The sequence below is a fragment of the Halostagnicola sp. A56 genome (genome assembly GCF_000691505.1).
Taxonomy (GTDB): Archaea; Halobacteriota; Halobacteria; order Halobacteriales; family Natrialbaceae; genus Halostagnicola.
Genome location: NZ_JMIP02000025.1, coordinates 69,166 through 84,783 on the forward strand (window position 1 = coordinate 69,166; position 15,618 = coordinate 84,783).

A 15,618-nucleotide genomic window follows, 5' to 3' on the forward strand; every position below is an offset into this window, starting at 1 on the left:
GTGCAGCCTGATGCCCGATAACTCCTGCACCTATCAAAGCACAACCACCGAGAAACACGCCTGCTGAGTCAGGGATAGCCCCTGTCCAGTCGAGACCTGCCATTTGAATACCTAACGCTGCTGTACTAACCGCACCTGCTGCCTTTGAAGCAGCACTTGTAATTTCACTCATAGTGCATTTAATATATATGAGATTAAAGAACTAATATCTATCCCAATCAGGAATGTAATATTAACTAACAGGGGAACTCGGATGACATCGTGTAGAAAACTAAAACGGACGTGATAGCGGGATAGCGTGTCTAATAGCTCGAGTAACGGAATAGCTATCAGCATAGTTTCCATAACCTATGAGAATATGTTATGGGGCTGCGGAACCTGCGGAAATAGTGGTGTGTCCTCCGGAACCTCCGGAAACGGTGGTGTCCCCCAAGTAGCAGAATTGAGTCTAGTGAATCGTCATATGGCGTCAGGTTAGACCCTCATAGTGACGCTTCGACTGAATCCAAGCGCTTCACCATCAGAGATTCGACGGAAACCAAAGCCAGAATTATCCAAGAGTAGTACATTGAGCTGTCTGATATAGAGTCGGAAGTCAATGATGAGTTGGAAGTGTTGGTTTGATAGTGGTTCACTAGAGAGACTATTGTAACATGACTACACCAACCGAGTCAATTACCATCGAAAACGTGGTTGGGTCAACAGGTATCGATCAAGAAGTCGATCTCGAACAGTTAGGTGAAGATCTTACTGGAGTCAAATACGATCCTGAACAATTTCCTGGACTAGTGTATCGAACACAAGATCCAAAAGCTACTGCACTCATTTTCCGGTCTGGAAAAATCGTCTGTACTGGTGCAAATAGCGAAGAAGAAGTCACCGCTACTCCAGATCTCATGCACTGTATTTCTTAAATCAGAAAAGAATATGAAAGAGTTCTCTCGCACTACAAGACAGTATTCGGCTATCAATGAAAAGTATTTTGTTTCATTTGTTAATCGAATATCATGATCGTAGAGGTCGACTAACTTCCAACAGCGGTTCGAATAAAGGGCCATGGTGAATCGCCAGACGTAGCTTGATTTCACTGTTTCAGAGATCGCTTGATGTTGTGAACTATACACATCAAGATGAGTTTACGAAATTCACCATACCAAGTTCGCGCACGCACGACGTCGCCGAGCGTGCGCTTGATCGTCGAGAAAACGGTCTCACACATCGCTCGTTGACGGTAGCGAGGCCCATCGATCCGCGCGTTGTGCGCGTGATCGATGGGCCGGAATCCACGATGTTTGATCAGCGGTCTCACGCCATTTTGCGGAGTTTCTCGCGTAATTCTCTCCAGCCGTAGCCTTTGTCGGCGGCGAGGCTGGCGAGGTCACCCGCATTGCGGCGAGCGACCTGCCAGCCGAGCTGTGTGTCGTGGCGTTTCTTGGTCGTACAGTGAACGTCCAGAATCGCTTGGCTTTCTGTGTCGACGAGAGCTGTTGCTTTGAGCGTCTGAACCCGGTAATTCGTCCGGCGACAGTAGTGTTTGCTCGCGTTTTCACGGTCAAAAGCATCGCGTCAATAGCGGCGTGACCGCTCGTGTCGTGCAGCTGCGCCGACAGGTGCAGCAGTACTCACCAGAGTGCTGTCTTGATTCTGTCAAGCCCCTTTACTAGCGTCGAGTGATCGGGAAGATCGGCCGCGTTGAGGCCGATATCCTTGAGTATCTGTGGCATCTCGCTCAACAGATCCAACGCTTCTCGGTAGGACTTCTTCAGGTAAACCCGCAGACAGTGCAGCGACACCACCGCATACTCGGCCACCAACAGCATTTTGAGCTAACTGAACGACTTTGCTCGTGAAACGGGAGATCTTCGACATAGGCATCGGTGGTTTCCCGCTTCATCTCCCTAGTTCTGACGGTCGAAGCCGCCGCAGTCCAGCGATTCACCAGAGCCGAATAAAGCGTCCTAAATTCAGTATCTGATCCGGATTTTAGAAGGGGATCCGAATACTTTTTATTGGCTATACACTTTATCATAGGTATGTTCCGAGTATTACTCCCAGTTGATTCCAACGAAGAACGTGCACTTGCATCCGCTAAAACAGTTACTTCATTGCCAAAAACATCAGAAGAGATTCAGGTAACCTTACTAAATGTCCAAGAAAAGCTTGAAAAATCCGATGGAGAAGGACATGCAACTTCTGAAGATTGGTACGATGAATCAGACTTACCATTAAGTGTTGAAAAATTAAAAGGTTTTTTCAATGAAACGGGGACTCGAGTCAGACAACGAACGAAGATGGTGAAGCGAGCTTCGAAGCGACCACGGAGACCGAACAGCAGGTCGATAGCATTCAGTTCACGTTCACCGAACAGGACAACCAGAACGAAGGTATCGAATACGGCGTGCAGTTCGAAGCCGATGAGATCCACACGTTCAGTGTTGAAGACGACACCCTTGATGGAGCTCCGTACGTGAATATTGCAGTGAATGCGAAAGACCAGTACGGGAACGATGTCAACTTCGATGTCCAGGTAGAGGTCTCCGGCTTCGACGACCTCACGGAGCCATGTTCGGGTTCCAACACGTGCACCGAAACTAGCTCGCCTATCAAATTCGAAACCGGTGCTCTTCAGGATTCGGGAACGGCCGAGTTCACCGAGACCAATTCCGGGATGACGGATTCACTAGAAATCACCATTGAGCGGGTATAATGATCGCGAGTGCACGTTCAGCGAGATTGATCAAGTTCGAAAACGAGCAGAGAGATTCGAGTTAAACATAGAAAAAATGACCAACAACGAGTTGGTAGCTGCTGTCAGTCGCGAGAAGAGTATCCCTCAAGACCTCCGGCAAATCTTTGCCGAAGGCTACGATTTGGTCTTCGTCGCATTGGGGACCAAGTATCTGATTGCTGCTCAGGAGGCTTTGACGTCGTTGTCGGAAGAGACGGCTGCATTTGCATTCGCGTCTAAGGGGAGCAGAGAGTACATTGGAGACTGCTATTGGATTCCCGCAACCGAAACTGAGCGGGGTCAACTCGGGACAACGTGGCTTGAACTACGAGGGAGAGAATTACTCACCTTAGCACAGAATATCAGAAACGATGAGCATTTTGAACAATTGAGAGACGCGCCTGAAAAGGCGAAGAAACTGGTGGACTTCGCGAACGTGATCGTCACCCTCCCGCTCTGCTAGTTCGCCAGCAACGCGTATCAAATCAATTGCTTTTCGAGCATCGCCATGGGTTTGTCTGGCTCTTGTTTATCTCGTCGACCAACGAGCATATCAAGCTCGTCAAGAACGAACACTGCAGAATCGAAGTTTTCTTGAGAAGATCCCAGGGATAGCGGTAGTATTCGTTTGCGCCAATTCCTTGATCTGGAATATTCGGTGCAGACTCAGTTTGATCTGCAAGTTGAGTCGTTATTTCACGAGCAACGCGCGTCTCTGTATCAGCGTCCGAACAATCGACGTAGATGTTACTAAATTGAATATTGTTCACGGTTGCCCGTTCTCGGGCACGCTGTGTAACATGACGTGCAACAAGTGATTTTCCCGTTCCCGTTTTCCCGTAGATAACGATGTTCGAGGGTAGGCCACCAGCTATTGCTTGACCGAGTGCTTGCCCGACATTTTGTAGTTCAGTGTCTCGACCGACAATGCGATCACGATCTGGGACATGGCCAACGCGTAAGAGCTCGCGTCGAGAGAAAATATTACCTGTTGCAAAGAGGTCATCGTCAGAGAAATTGCTGAGATTGGGGTTCGCCATAGTTGACGTGTCTCAGTGTGGGGAGCATAAAACTATGAACCAGAAACCGAGTGAAAACAGGCATTTATTGGTTGTTGACCGGTACATGATTCGATTCATTTGAGGTGGTGGCTATACACTCACCCCAGACACCGAGTGAAATAGGGCGCAATAGTATTACTACGCCACAGATTCCCTATATAAATTAGAAGAAATTATAGACAGATTGTGTCTATTTGGGCGTATAACGGTGATTTTACTTGTATATATAGATATATAATAATGAGGGAGCCCTCCGAAACGATAGCAACTACCACTCTTCGTTGTGAGGAAACTATAGTCATGATCTAGTGGAAATTTCGGGAGTAAACATGATCCAATTTCACTCGTTGCGAGGGGTGTGGGTGTCTCCAGTATAGCTAAAAAATCTCAATGATATCATGGCCACAGTATGGGCTGAGGCCTTAATTTTATTCGGTGTCAGAGGTGGTCTTGTCGAACATCACTCGTTGAGCGGGGTGACATAAACTCAGTTGATGTCTAGTACTCAATCTTCTGCTTAGTTTGGATGAATTCTCGAGGGTTTGTATCATTTCCACAGGCACCGTCTAGTTAGTGCGGTTTGAGAAGCGAGCAGATCGTAAAGCTAGCTTGGCTATGACGCTCGCAGATCTGCTCAGAGTGTCTGATTTCATCTTCCATAGATACGATCTGATATTACGAAAACAATTGTAGAGATAATATATAATAGTTGCCCCAATTTCCAAAACAGAAATATTATATAAATATATTTCTTCAGATATACTTTCGTTCAGTACTACCCAAAAAAGGAGCGAGAATTATTGTGAAGAGACGATCGGCGTTGTCGTTACGGGAGCTATTGGATTGACGTTCATTTCGATGACGACACCGCAACCGTCGTTTTCGATCCCAATCCAACCCATGTACGCGATAATTATCGCACCCACGACCGCAGCAACAGGACCTGCGAGAACTCCTGCGGAAATGACTCCCTTTTCGACGAGAAGGCCATAAACCGCTGCACCAGCACCGCCGATTTCAATCAATCCTCTTACATCTTTTATAACACCATCAGAGATCCATAATTTCACCTCTTTATTAACTCCGAATACCTCGTTATCGATGTCATAGTCGTTCTTATTGCATGGCATTATTCATCACCTCCAGCGATCTTGGACGGACTCGCTTGAATGTCAACGACTTTTGATTCGGTCTGATCGTTAGATGCTGTACTTATCCCTTCAGACGCGTTCCCCTCGAGGCTGACATGACCGTTTTCGATTGCTTGATTGAATTCTTCAACAGTTACTTCAACTACTATGTCTCCATCTTTCACAGAAACTGGAAAGGTTAAAAGATCAGCACCTTTTCTGGAAAGACACTCACCAGATTCAATATCGAATTCCCAACCATGCCATGGGCAGTTTAAGATAGAATCTGTTCGTCCCCAGGAAAAAGTTGTTTTTAGGGTCTCTTGGTCAAAGCACGCTTTTCGTGTACCAGTAAGAGGCCCCTCACAAATCGGCCCACCCTGATGGGTACACCAATTCAGATGTGCATAGTAGTCTCCCTCCTGGTTGAATATGGCAACCTCTCGGCCTTTTATCTGAACTACAAGACGCTCTCCAGGTTCGAGTTCATCCTCTGACGCTACTATGTGTTCGCTCATGATTAGATATCTAGATCAAATAATTCTGCAGCATTTCCGGAGAGGACTTTCTTGCGACCTTCCTTAGGTACGTTACTCTGCAAATGTTTATCTAGTGCACTTTGGCTCGCGGATATATCCATCGTACTCGAGAGTTGGTTCACCGTAATTCATCCACTGTCTAAACTCTCGAATCTTCGGGATGTACTGATTGGCAGTTGCCTCAGTCTTGTCATTTCTCACACGTTTTAAAACTTGGCGAAAGTCGGAATCCTTCATTATTTGTCACCCCTCTTCCAGTAGTGATTCCCATCGTGGTTAGTGTCACTTCTTTGAACTTGTCCAGTTGTCTCAGCAAGCTCCTTGAGAGTATCCTCAACCTCACCCATATTTGCCCCGAGTTTTTGTGCAACCTCTTGTGGAGTCATAACGTCCAACTCGTCGGGATCCTCAGGTTTCGGAATCTCATCAACCACTCCAATAGGGTGAGGTAATTCGGAATCCGCTGGCAGTATCTCATAGATTGCCTTCTGCAAGTCGTAGGACGCTTCCGCACTCTCCACTTCCTCGAGTGCCGTCAACCGATCTTCCAAGTCGTCGATCCCTGTCTGGATACCTTGGAGTGTAGTAAGTACCTCACCGGAGAAGGCACCGTCTGTCGAATCAGGTGCTTGCTGTCTATCAATCTCGGTGCGTCCATCAATCTGATTCTTAACTGAGAGTCGAATCAGGTGACTCACTGAGTCAACTTCAGGGGTGTCTTCGACATACTCATCCCACTTATCAGCCGTGGAATCGGGCACCTTTACTGTCTCCGCTTGTAATGCACATTCGTCGGCTAACACAGCAACCTCGAACGGATAGAGTTGCTCGCCGAACGATGTCGTAAATGGGACGACAATTGTCGTCGGTGCGTTTTCGTTTCCGATATCATTTTGCACGACCAGACACGGCCGCGTTCCGCGTTGTTCAGATCCTCGCGTCGGATCTAACTCGACGATGACGATGTCACCACGACGTACGTGCATCTACTCCCACTCCGGCGCATCGCCGAGATACGCGTTCGCTTCGTGTGACGTGCCTTCCATCTCGTTGGTCAACTCGCGAGCCTGTTCGGCCCGACGACGATACCCTTCGGCAAGTTCGTCCCGGGAGACTGGTTTCTCGATTACAATCTTTCCGGATTCTTCCCGGATCTCGACTTCATCGCCACCGTCGATTCCAAACGATTCTCGAAGATCCTTTGGGAGCGTAACCTGCCCTCGTTCTCCGACACGCCGCGTGTCCGTGTCACTCATACCTATTCATACCATATCCATATCTATAACTGTGTCGGGAAGGAGTTTTGTCTTCGAATTTTCACTCTGTCCCGTCTACTGCTCATTCCAATTGTTGCTCGAGCCCGGCCCAAATGGATGACTTCTAAGGTAGTTCCCACGACACTACTGGTATGGGACGAGTCCAATTCCGATGACCAACCGAACGAGTATCGAGGCAAAATAACGTTCGACGGCAGCAGTTCTACCAGCGAACTTCTCGAGAACCTCCAAAAAATGAAGTCGGAGGAATCGTGATAGAACTGCTAAGCGATGGTTGACCAAACGATTTATCTATACCTAATTAGGACTCTCATATATGGCGCTCGACGAGGTCCTCAGTAGTGGTTACTGGCCGTCAAGCTGCGTTTTCTTCTTTAGATGGCTAACGCTGGTGTTAGCGGCTGTGATTACCTCGCCACTGATTACGAGAGGTACTGTTGGGTGATATCCCCCCGGCGTAAACACGTAAACGGAGAGGGAATGAATTTTGTAACGCGTGAGGAAATATTACAGCTGTCGAAGATTTTTAGTATTCAGTCATCTTGCTGTACTCTCGCTTTCGAATACTGTCTGTGTTCTCGACATATCTGGTGTGACTTGCGCTCGTCGGCATACCTCCGAGAGTTTTAGCCACCAGTCTCTATCTTGTAGGATGGGTAATTCGGGATCGGGTTTTCCAACAGACTCGATCAATTCTTTTCTAACCATTACAGAGGAATATCCGCCTACATAACCACCTTTTAGAAGATAACGCGTCATGTCCCCAGAAGTGGTAGGTGATTTTGTCTCGATCGTCTCTCCATCCTCATCGACAAATTGTTGTCCCGTATACGTAAGACCAATTGACGAATCGCCACTGAGTGATGACACTTGTTTTTCTAGTTTACTAGGCAACCAGCGGTCATCATCATCGAGGAAGGCAATATACTTCCCTTTAGCTTGGCTTATTCCCCAGTTCCGGGCTACGTTTGCTCCCCTGTTTTCTTTGAATCTGTGACTTTCTATCCGGTCATCACCAATTTCACGGACGACATCATCAATCGGTTGTAGTGAGGCATCATCGATAACAAGACACCATAACAGTTGAGCTTCGCCGCTCGATCAGCGATGTAGTGGAACCAGTCGTCGCCGTCAGTGAGACGAGGAGCCTGTGACTCCTCAAACTTGTACTTCGAGGCGTGGGAATCGACCTTTGTCCGCATCAAGAAATCGAATGGGATACTGTTGATCAGCCCAAGTGCGACGAAAAGCCCCTTATCAGAGAAAACACGGTTGTAAGCACTGTGCATTGGGAGTTCCGAAAGATCGTCCTTGGTAGGGTTTGCTTCGAATGGCCGAACCGTGTACAGCGTATGGACGACGACTCCACCCGGTGGGATTACAGCCGCAATGAGCGTCCGTTCGTCGGTTGCACGAGCGACCTCACGAAGTACAAGCCGGTACTCGGAACTATGGAGACGGATGTCCTCCAAAGAAAGTTCGGGGCGGTCGAATTCCTCTGTTAGCAACCGATTGACGAACCGCTTCTGCGAACTTGCCGGGAGATGGCGGAACTCAGGGTCATCAGCGAACTCGTTGTAGATAGCCTTCTTCAGGCTGATCGCATCGTCCCGAGCACGGAAGTTCTTCTCTCGAACGCGACGCTTGGCGCTCAGCTCCTCGTTATCCTCATCGACACTCCACAAAGAGATGGGTTCGAGGTCGTCGACATAAGTCGACTCATAACAGAATTGATGGATGTTCTTTCCCTGATAGACCGGATAGTCCCCTTTGGATTCGTCTTCGATGAATCTATCCCGATCTCGGCCTCGATCCAGTTCCTTGTACAAGACCGTACGCCAAGCACCTTCAATTTCAGTCGCTAATGGTGGTGTCTGGAGAATTTTATTCAGCACTGCGACCTCCTGCTGGTCCTCGATGTTGGGGAAAATTCGAGCTTCAGGAGAATACTCTTTGAGGATTCGTGCTGGAATTTCTAGAGCTACATCGTCAATTGACCCGGTAATGGGACTCGCTGACCCCTTCTTTATTTTGCTGAGTTTTCTATCAGGAATTTTTATTTGCACGATGTCCGTGACGTTCACATTACTCACACTCCTTCTCGACATGAAAAATTCAGACGCGAAATTTGTTATACTAATGGGTTTAATTGCCTATGGATTCGGTGTGGCCACGACACGAGTTACATTTGGTCCTGTGAAAATGTTGATTACTAACGTATGGAGCGCTATAGTGTGAACCGTCGTCAACGACCACGGGTCAGGTGACCCGTGGAATCCTACCTTGCATCTTTGAAGTCAAGTGATTTGAGAACCCCTTTTCTCCCGTCATCAATAACAGGTTTTGCGTCCTGGACGACCCCGAGACACGCGATCTACTCAGCCTGTAGATCTGGATGAATTCATTCGAAGTGACCGACGAATTTCTCGTACTACCCGATTGCGTGATCTCAGTGGCGACTTCGAGGATTCGATAGGTACATAAATATTAGGTATTTATGTTGTATATATGAATTTTAATCAGAGGTATATTTTTATAACTACTTTGTTTAAAAATACATCAATTTTAAATCATTATTTGATAAAATAGTGTGGAATGTCATATCTCTGTTTAAGGGGTGTGGCTGACGACCTTAACTGGTTGTGATTGACATTCCATAATAAACTTATTTTCCCTTATTAATAAGATCTTTGTTTAACGCTCTTCTGTAGGAGATTGTTGATACTGCTCAGCTATCACTGTAGAATCGAAGAGAGCAAAGACACCGTGTCAGCGGTGTCCATTCGGTATGATTCGGCTCGAAGTGTTTGGATTGGAATCGGTCGCAGCGGACCTGTTAGAGCAGGTTCGATGGTGTAACGGTGTTACGTGCCCTCGCTGGCGTTCTGACTGGACGGTCAAAAGCGGCAGCTATGGGTCTTTCAGCGTTATCTCTGTAAGAATTGCGACCGCACGTTCAACGATAAGATCGAGACGATTTTCGCTCTTTCGAAAGTTGCGCTCAGAAAGTAGCTGTTCTCGATTTACGCGTTCCTCCAGTTTAACACGAGGCTTCATCAACTTCAGCTAGAGATCGATGCTTAGACTGTTACTCCGAGAATTATAAGATAAATCTCTTGTCTTGAGTTAATTGATGCACCAACTTCCCCATACTTTAGAACTAAATCACAACTGTCGCTGGAAAGCTAACCGTTGTTATACTTAACTCATAGGGACCGTTGGATTAGTGTGGAGATTAACTTCTTCTAGAAGATAGATGGTCCACATTGGACAGTTCATCGCGACCGATGGACATTGAGGCCCAAACGCCAAAAGTAAGATCAGAACTCTTTGCGACCTCATCTGATATAAATCACATCTTCAAGTTATCGAATAAACTGTTAGATGTCGACATCCTGTTCTTCGTAGAACTGTTCAGCACCAGGATGGATGGATACGTCGATATCGACTCCCTTGGTGACGTAATCCATATCCTGCCAGTTTCCGGTAAGATCTTGATATTCTGCCATTGCATCGGCATGTTCCCACACAGCATTCATCAGTCGGTTTATCGGCTCTTCATCCTGGTCCATCGTCGTGTAGAAGTTATAGAGCGTATCGATCCACCACTCTTCAGACCGATCACCGTAGATTGGACCATCCATATCACTCGGAACATGAGTCTGGACTTCGTGAACCCCCCAACTGTGATCACACAGTCGCACTGATGGCGAAACTTGACTAAACTCTCCGAACGCTTCTCCATGATCGCTTGTAACAATAATAAGCGTGTTGTTGTATTGATTGTACTCTTTTAAATTTTCAAGCAGTGTGCTAACCGCAGCATCAACCTGTTTAATACACTCATCATACAGATGCTCTAACGCAGTAAGTGCCCACCATCCTCCTCCTTCAGATAATATCTGTTGTGACATTGTTGACTCAAAATAACCAATAAGTGAACGGAGTTGTTCGTCCTCATGAATTTCAAACTCCGGTTGTGCGACGTACGGATAATGAGCATCCATCAGATTGATGCATGCCGCCCATGGCCCATCTTGGGCTTCTTGCCACTCAAAAAATTCGGATAGGTATACTTCAGCTCGCTCGGCCTGTGGATCTTGTGAACCTATCTTTGCCAATTTATACTGAATGCCATTGAGCAAAGATTGAACTGGTTCTTGGTGATTGAGAGCCTTCTTGATGAATTTTGATGTTGACACTTCTTCTTCAAAATCCTGTAATGTAAGACCTGATTCTGGGTAAGTGAAGCGCTTCCTGAGGAAGGGCGATCGGATTCAACTACGATCTCACCCTTCAATGTCCAGTTTGAGTTCCAGCTTGAGTTAGTGAGACAGCTACATTTTGAAGATAAGCTATCCCGGTTCCAGAGCTTCTTTGCGTTTCAGGAGCTTGATGATGCTATTGAATTTGGTCAGGCCCATAGGGGTGGGGATGTGGATATCGTTGAGGTGGAGTGCGAGGATTTTGAAGTAAGAGATATGGATTTGGTAGGGGGGAGCTGGTTTGGTAACATCATTTCTAAGGGCCGAGATTACTGGGCTGGAAACGCTGGTTCTGATGGATCGACGTGGGAGGTGGTGATGGATCCACCTGTCGAGATTATTGATACGGTTGATGATCCGGTTTAGTTCCAAAATTTTCCGACAGCCTATCTATTGTCATTGTGTGTTCCGCTTCTGCCGCCATTATCTCCGCGAGCTCTCCGATCTCCTCTAGAATCTCAGATGCCATGTAAGGTCCAACAGTTTCTACAACTTCTATTTCAGCTTGCTCTCGCTTGGTCAGCTTATCTTTGTTCCAACGATTTTTAGCACACTTCGACGGGTATTATGTTTCGACATTGCATATAGTTATTGCCTTTGGATGGTATTATAATTAACTAAATTTGAATTACATAATGTAAAATCACTATATAGATATCTATTCGCAGTGAGACGGTCTAAAACCACTTTTCGACGTTGTTTCGGTCGCTGTAGTTGAGGTGATCACGCCATTCGTGGCGAGTGAGGGCAGTCAGGTAGCCGCCAGTATCGACGAGAAACACTGTCTCGTCCATTTCGTGTTTCTCGGTGACTTAATGGAGAATCGGCGCCGCAGGACTGACTCTGTGGCGCCTGTACACGTCGGTTTCAAGGAATAGCTTCGATTCTGTGTCGATTGCGGCGTACAACTACTTTTCTCGCCATCTACCTTAACCTGTTTCCTCTGAGCAGATTGGCGAGCCCCATAACACTTTTTTTCCATCATCTACTTATTTATACGACTCGCATATAGTTAGTGTTACTAAAGACCATGAATATTATCTTCATTAATACATAATTATCCAACACCATCGCGAATATAGTTATGATCAATAAATGGATACGCTTCTTCGGATTAGCGGTGGTTTGAGCCCAAAATCGGCGGATTTTGACGATTCACGATGCCGCACATAATTAACATATGTTATAGTTCAGGAATAAACATGGATGCATTTCCCAGAGGGACGTAATATACTGGTGCAGATAGTATTCGATGAAAAGTATACTGAATTAATATCGCGCGCTATCTACTACCGCTTAATGATGAACGCTCTCCGGAAGTACGGCGGGGGTCGAACAGAGGTGGCGCTGTGAAAGCGTAGCAGACATGGGTGCTGTTGACGCATCAGTCTATATGTTCCCAATTGAAGTCTTCTGCCAGAATGCGAGTGCCGTGAGAGCCTCGAGTGATCGCGCTGCCGATCTGAATCAGTGATCAAGCATGAAGGACCTCGAGTGTATCAACGACATCGCTGTAAAAATCGTGGACGCTCGTTCAACGACGATACGAAGATGGTCTTCGCACACGCGAGGATTGGCTTCTATAAGCTGTTGTTCACGTTCTACTCGTTACTCCGGTTCACGATGATTATCCGCCAGTTAGACGGTGAACTTGATGTTTCGTGTTGTTCGCTTCACCGTCGTGTCGAACATTTCGACGAAGCCCTCGGCTCGCCTCGGGACGATCTAGTTGGTTCAGTTGAAATTAATAAGTTCTACGTCCAGTGTTTAATTTTCTGGCTACCTGTTCGCAAGAGACGAATAACAGTTATTTGTTTACGAATTCTAAACCATGATATGGAATCCTCAGACAATGAGAATAGGACGCATGTTAAGACTGTTCGTACCACGTTTAGAATTCTCGAGGCACTGAAATCGCTTGATGGGTCTACGACGACGGAGATAGCCAACTACCTTAATCTTCCAAAGAGCAGTGCATACAATCACCTCCAGACGCTTGAGTACGAGGGATATGTCGTGAAAAACGGACAGACGTACGAACTCGGCCTACAACTGCTCGATCTGGGTGCGTTCGCCCGACAGAAACAGATTCTGTTCGATGTTGCACAACCCGAAATCGAAAAAGTCGCAGAGGAGACAGGAGAACTTGTCAATCTACTTGTTGAAGAGAACGGTCGTGGTATTTTCCTCTTGCGCGAACAAGGAAGTAACGCCGTGAACATTGATTCCTACATGGGACAGTCCGTCCATCTTCACACAACTGCATTAGGCAAAACGGTGCTCGCATATCTCCCAGAAGAACGACTAACAGAGATAATTGAGCGCCATGGACTACCGAAAAAGACTGAGAACACAATCACCGATCGCAATCACTTAGAAGATGAACTCAAAGAAATCCGAACAGAGGGTATCGCTTATGATATCGAAGAACGAATTGCCCTTCTCCGCGAGCTTTTCGACGCTCCACTCGATGTTCTCGTAGCCGTCCTGTACGAGATCTGTTTCGATATCGCGCATCGTAACTTCGTAGCCGCCGATCGCGGCGACCTCCGCGATGCCGTGTCCCATGCTTCCCGCGCCGAGAACCGCGACTCGTCTCACCGTGTCAATCGTCATCACGTAAATCTGCGTGTTTCGATCCCATATATCTTTGGAACCTCTGTATAGAACGCCTGTGTTTCGCCGTCTAGTGGGAGAGTTACGCCGACCGATTGATCTCGAACGCTGGAGGCTCCGGAGACAGTCCATCCGGTTGGTGATTTCGTGTAAATCTCCGTCTAAGATACTTAGAAACTGGGCTGGGTACTGTGCCGGGGCGTATTCTTCAGGAACAATCCTGTAATAAACGATGCACCGGCATCGAATTACAACCATACTATTGTAAAATACTCTATCTTCGGAGAGACGATTACGCTACTCGAGGCGGATAAACGGCTTGGGGAGGAAGACGAAGTCGAAATTACGTTAGCTCACTCTGGAGAATCGTTCGCCGTTCCTCCGAACCTCTACGTTATTGGAACGATGAACACGGCAGACCGATCGATTGCACTCGTAGACGCAGCTCTCCGACGACGATTCCGGTTCATTTCGTTCCCACCAAACTACACCGCTCTCATCGACTACTACGATGACTTCGAAGACTTAGAGGACGTTCGGGAGACGGCTCAAACTGATTCGAATCCTTACCGAAGTTTGGTTGCCCTTTCGATCTTGGCTCTTCGTGAACTCAATGACCAGATCGTAGATACGCCGGATCTCGGGAAAGGAAAGCAGATTGGTCACTCATACCTAATGGGTCCTGAGAACGTCTCAGAGGTTCTAGACGCCTGGAGGTACGAGATCCTGCCGCTACTCGAGGAGTACTACTTCGGGCAGTTTGATCGGATTCGAGAGGAACTCTTCAGAGGCAGTGGCGATCGGTTATTCCACTGGGAGATGGAAGAGATCGCAGATTTCACAGCGGATGATCTCCGTCGAACTCTCGCTAACCTCGGGGGAATCCCTCTCGCAGAACCAGAAACAGAGACGGAAGAAGATACGCAGAACACACTCAACCTAACTTATTATTGGGGACGCAACTACTTAAATCTTTGGGTAGTTTGCTACTTGCATCCATCCGTATACCTATGGATTAAAATGCAAGACGACAACAATAGAGAGTTTAATATTGCCGGTAGCATTGCTTTTACAATTATATACTTTGCGCTTGTAGTAATGGTGGTTTTGGTATGATGTTGATGGTAACTTTAATAATTATATTTGTTGGCGGGGCACTATTATTGATGAATACATGAGCGAGGCAGTTGATAGGCTCACTGTGGAAAGTGGCAAATATTTAGGGAAAGTGGCTGGCGATACAATACCCCGAAGTGAGGTGGTTGAGCAAGCCAAGGCAGAGGGATATGTGACAAGTGCGGGTAATCTTGACAGAGAGGGACGTGAGTTGATTAACGACTTGCCAGAGACGGTTGAGATACCACGACAAGGCAATCTGTTTGGTGAGCTTTGGCCAGACAACTCGAGCAACGACTTAATTACCCAACCGGATAACACGGTTGACTCATTTGTACAATGGTTGGATAAAAAGAGAAAACAAAACATTGTACCATACACGGACGGAGCTGCTGGCGGTCTTCTGGATCCCAAAACTGGCGGTTACGATCGCCTTTGTCCTCGGGAAGAAACTCTTCTGCACGCTGGGTATTCGCTGGGTTCGTGTCTAACAGCTCGTCGCGGACGCAAAAGGAAAGAAACGCGCGCACGTAGTTGAAATATGTATTCGCCGTCGACGCTGCCAGCTCTTGGTCAATGGCACGTTCGCGAAGGTACATCCCGTACTCGCGGAGCGTGTTCGTCTCGAGTGCGTCGACTCGCTCTATCCCCTCTTCATCACAGAACGTAGCGAACTCGTTCAGCGGCGACCGCATCGTTGACCGGGAACCGCCCGAGTCGAGCGAGCCGAGATAGCGCGAAACCGCCTCCTCGACGGTCTTCCCCCCGCGAGCAGCCCGGCGATCAGTGGATTCAGACATTCACTTGTGGGGTACAGTGTCGACTCACATAAATTCACTTGGTTAAACTGGTGTTTAACGAAGTGAGTCTCAAAAACTCGCTACTA

At 47.2% G+C, this 15,618-nt stretch carries 13 protein-coding genes and 8 pseudogenes; 9 read left to right on the top strand and 12 right to left on the bottom strand.

The features are described 5' to 3' along the window. Positions 1–653 precede the first annotated feature (653 nt). Positions 654–878, top strand: a pseudogene (locus tag EL22_RS16395) (TATA-box-binding protein); the annotation flags it as partial. Positions 879–1,084: 206 nt separating this feature from the next. On the opposite strand, the pseudogene EL22_RS14470 reads toward EL22_RS16395, so the two are convergent. Further along, positions 1,085–1,869 (bottom strand): annotated as a pseudogene (locus EL22_RS14470) (IS5 family transposase). A 529-nt stretch (positions 1,870–2,398) separates the two neighbouring features. Here EL22_RS14470 and EL22_RS14475 point away from each other — a divergent pair. Continuing rightward, entirely contained in the window at positions 2,399–2,707 is a 309-nt protein-coding gene (locus EL22_RS14475) for a hypothetical protein (protein ID WP_050052152.1), read from the top strand. A 76-nt stretch (positions 2,708–2,783) separates the two neighbouring features. Further along, a complete protein-coding gene (locus EL22_RS14480; RefSeq protein WP_197075931.1) occupies positions 2,784–3,191 on the top strand; it encodes a hypothetical protein in 408 nt (135 codons plus the stop codon). A 22-nt stretch (positions 3,192–3,213) separates the two neighbouring features. On the opposite strand, the gene EL22_RS16400 is transcribed toward EL22_RS14480, so the two are convergent. From EL22_RS16400 to EL22_RS14495, 5 genes and pseudogenes are all read right to left on the bottom strand, one after another. Next, on the bottom strand, positions 3,214–3,768 hold the full coding sequence (locus tag EL22_RS16400) for an AAA family ATPase (protein WP_197075932.1): 555 nt from the start codon (positions 3,766–3,768) through the stop codon (positions 3,214–3,216). An 818-nt stretch (positions 3,769–4,586) separates the two neighbouring features. After that, entirely contained in the window at positions 4,587–4,919 is a 333-nt protein-coding gene (locus tag EL22_RS14485; RefSeq protein WP_050052153.1) for a hypothetical protein, read from the bottom strand. Continuing rightward, the gene (locus tag EL22_RS16405; RefSeq protein WP_082146817.1) at positions 4,919–5,437 is read right to left on the bottom strand and encodes a Rieske (2Fe-2S) protein; all 519 of its coding nucleotides are present in this window, start codon (positions 5,435–5,437) and stop codon (positions 4,919–4,921) included. The genes EL22_RS14485 and EL22_RS16405 overlap by 1 nt, the downstream gene beginning before the upstream one ends. 785 nt (positions 5,438–6,222) lie before the next feature. Next, positions 6,223–6,444, bottom strand: a pseudogene (locus EL22_RS19185) (type II toxin-antitoxin system PemK/MazF family toxin); the annotation flags it as partial. Continuing rightward, positions 6,445–6,714, bottom strand: coding sequence for an AbrB/MazE/SpoVT family DNA-binding domain-containing protein (locus EL22_RS14495; protein ID WP_050050638.1), 270 nt, complete (start codon positions 6,712–6,714; stop codon positions 6,445–6,447). Positions 6,715–6,831: 117 nt separating this feature from the next. On the opposite strand from EL22_RS14495, the gene EL22_RS18725 reads away from it, so the two are divergent. Further along, complete coding sequence (locus tag EL22_RS18725) at positions 6,832–6,990, top strand: DUF5786 family protein (RefSeq protein ID WP_231587987.1); 159 nt, start codon at positions 6,832–6,834, stop codon at positions 6,988–6,990. A 282-nt stretch (positions 6,991–7,272) separates the two neighbouring features. Here the strand turns inward: EL22_RS18725 and EL22_RS19420 are convergent, their stop codons facing one another. After that, complete coding sequence (locus EL22_RS19420; RefSeq protein WP_082146818.1) at positions 7,273–7,818, bottom strand: glycosyltransferase family A protein; 546 nt, start codon at positions 7,816–7,818, stop codon at positions 7,273–7,275. Further along, the gene (locus EL22_RS14500; protein WP_197075933.1) at positions 7,737–8,819 is read right to left on the bottom strand and encodes a hypothetical protein; all 1,083 of its coding nucleotides are present in this window, start codon (positions 8,817–8,819) and stop codon (positions 7,737–7,739) included. Before EL22_RS14500 ends, EL22_RS19420 begins: the two co-directional genes overlap by 82 nt. Positions 8,820–9,523: 704 nt before the next feature. On the opposite strand from EL22_RS14500, the pseudogene EL22_RS16420 reads away from it, so the two are divergent. Beyond that, positions 9,524–9,813, top strand: a pseudogene (locus tag EL22_RS16420) (transposase); the annotation flags it as partial. Between the two features lie 302 nt (positions 9,814–10,115). Here EL22_RS16420 and EL22_RS16425 read toward each other — a convergent pair. Then, a complete protein-coding gene (locus EL22_RS16425) occupies positions 10,116–10,937 on the bottom strand; it encodes a sulfatase-like hydrolase/transferase (RefSeq protein WP_197075934.1) in 822 nt (273 codons plus the stop codon). 126 nt (positions 10,938–11,063) lie between these two features. Here EL22_RS16425 and EL22_RS14510 point away from each other — a divergent pair, with 126 nt between their 5' ends. After that, positions 11,064–11,366: a hypothetical protein gene (locus tag EL22_RS14510; RefSeq protein ID WP_050052155.1), complete on the top strand. Its 303-nt coding sequence runs from the start codon at positions 11,064–11,066 to the stop codon at positions 11,364–11,366. 314 nt (positions 11,367–11,680) lie between these two features. Here the strand turns inward: EL22_RS14510 and EL22_RS18730 are convergent. Continuing rightward, positions 11,681–11,940: pseudogene (locus tag EL22_RS18730) on the bottom strand (IS6 family transposase); the annotation flags it as partial. A gap of 512 nt (positions 11,941–12,452) precedes the next feature. Between EL22_RS18730 and EL22_RS18735 the strand changes: the two are divergent. Together EL22_RS18735 and EL22_RS16430 are read left to right on the top strand one after the other, a co-directional pair. Beyond that, positions 12,453–12,761, top strand: a pseudogene (locus tag EL22_RS18735) (IS1595 family transposase); the annotation flags it as partial. Positions 12,762–12,836: 75 nt separating this feature from the next. Next, positions 12,837–13,424, top strand: a pseudogene (locus EL22_RS16430) (IclR family transcriptional regulator); the annotation flags it as partial. Between the two features lie 15 nt (positions 13,425–13,439). Here EL22_RS16430 and EL22_RS14515 read toward each other — a convergent pair. Further along, positions 13,440–13,616: pseudogene (locus EL22_RS14515) on the bottom strand (3-hydroxyacyl-CoA dehydrogenase NAD-binding domain-containing protein); the annotation flags it as partial. A gap of 405 nt (positions 13,617–14,021) precedes the next feature. On the opposite strand from EL22_RS14515, the gene EL22_RS14520 reads away from it, so the two are divergent. Next, on the top strand, positions 14,022–14,732 hold the full coding sequence (locus EL22_RS14520) for a hypothetical protein (RefSeq protein WP_050052157.1): 711 nt from the start codon (positions 14,022–14,024) through the stop codon (positions 14,730–14,732). Positions 14,733–15,034: 302 nt separating this feature from the next. Here the strand turns inward: EL22_RS14520 and EL22_RS14525 are convergent, their stop codons facing one another. Further along, positions 15,035–15,532 (bottom strand): phage integrase SAM-like domain-containing protein, encoded by a 498-nt coding sequence (locus tag EL22_RS14525; RefSeq protein WP_050052158.1) that lies wholly within the window; start codon positions 15,530–15,532, stop codon positions 15,035–15,037. Positions 15,533–15,618: the final 86 nt, after the last annotated feature.

What these genes read in the sequence shown, in the direction of transcription:
- EL22_RS14480 (WP_197075931.1), top strand. Translation starts at nt 2,784, where the DNA reads ATGACCAACAACGAGTTGGTAGCTGCTGTCAGTCGCGAGAAGAGTATC.
- EL22_RS16400 (WP_197075932.1), bottom strand. Translation starts at nt 3,768, where the DNA reads ATGGCGAACCCCAATCTCAGCAATTTCTCTGACGATGACCTCTTTGCA.
- EL22_RS14485 (WP_050052153.1), bottom strand. Translation starts at nt 4,919, where the DNA reads ATGCCATGCAATAAGAACGACTATGACATCGATAACGAGGTATTCGGA.
- EL22_RS16405 (WP_082146817.1), bottom strand. Translation starts at nt 5,437, where the DNA reads ATGAGCGAACACATAGTAGCGTCAGAGGATGAACTCGAACCTGGAGAG.
- EL22_RS14495 (WP_050050638.1), bottom strand. Translation starts at nt 6,714, where the DNA reads ATGAGTGACACGGACACGCGGCGTGTCGGAGAACGAGGGCAGGTTACG.
- EL22_RS18725 (WP_231587987.1), top strand. Translation starts at nt 6,832, where the DNA reads ATGACTTCTAAGGTAGTTCCCACGACACTACTGGTATGGGACGAGTCC.
- EL22_RS14520 (WP_050052157.1), top strand. Translation starts at nt 14,022, where the DNA reads ATGAACACGGCAGACCGATCGATTGCACTCGTAGACGCAGCTCTCCGA.
- EL22_RS14525 (WP_050052158.1), bottom strand. Translation starts at nt 15,532, where the DNA reads ATGTCTGAATCCACTGATCGCCGGGCTGCTCGCGGGGGGAAGACCGTC.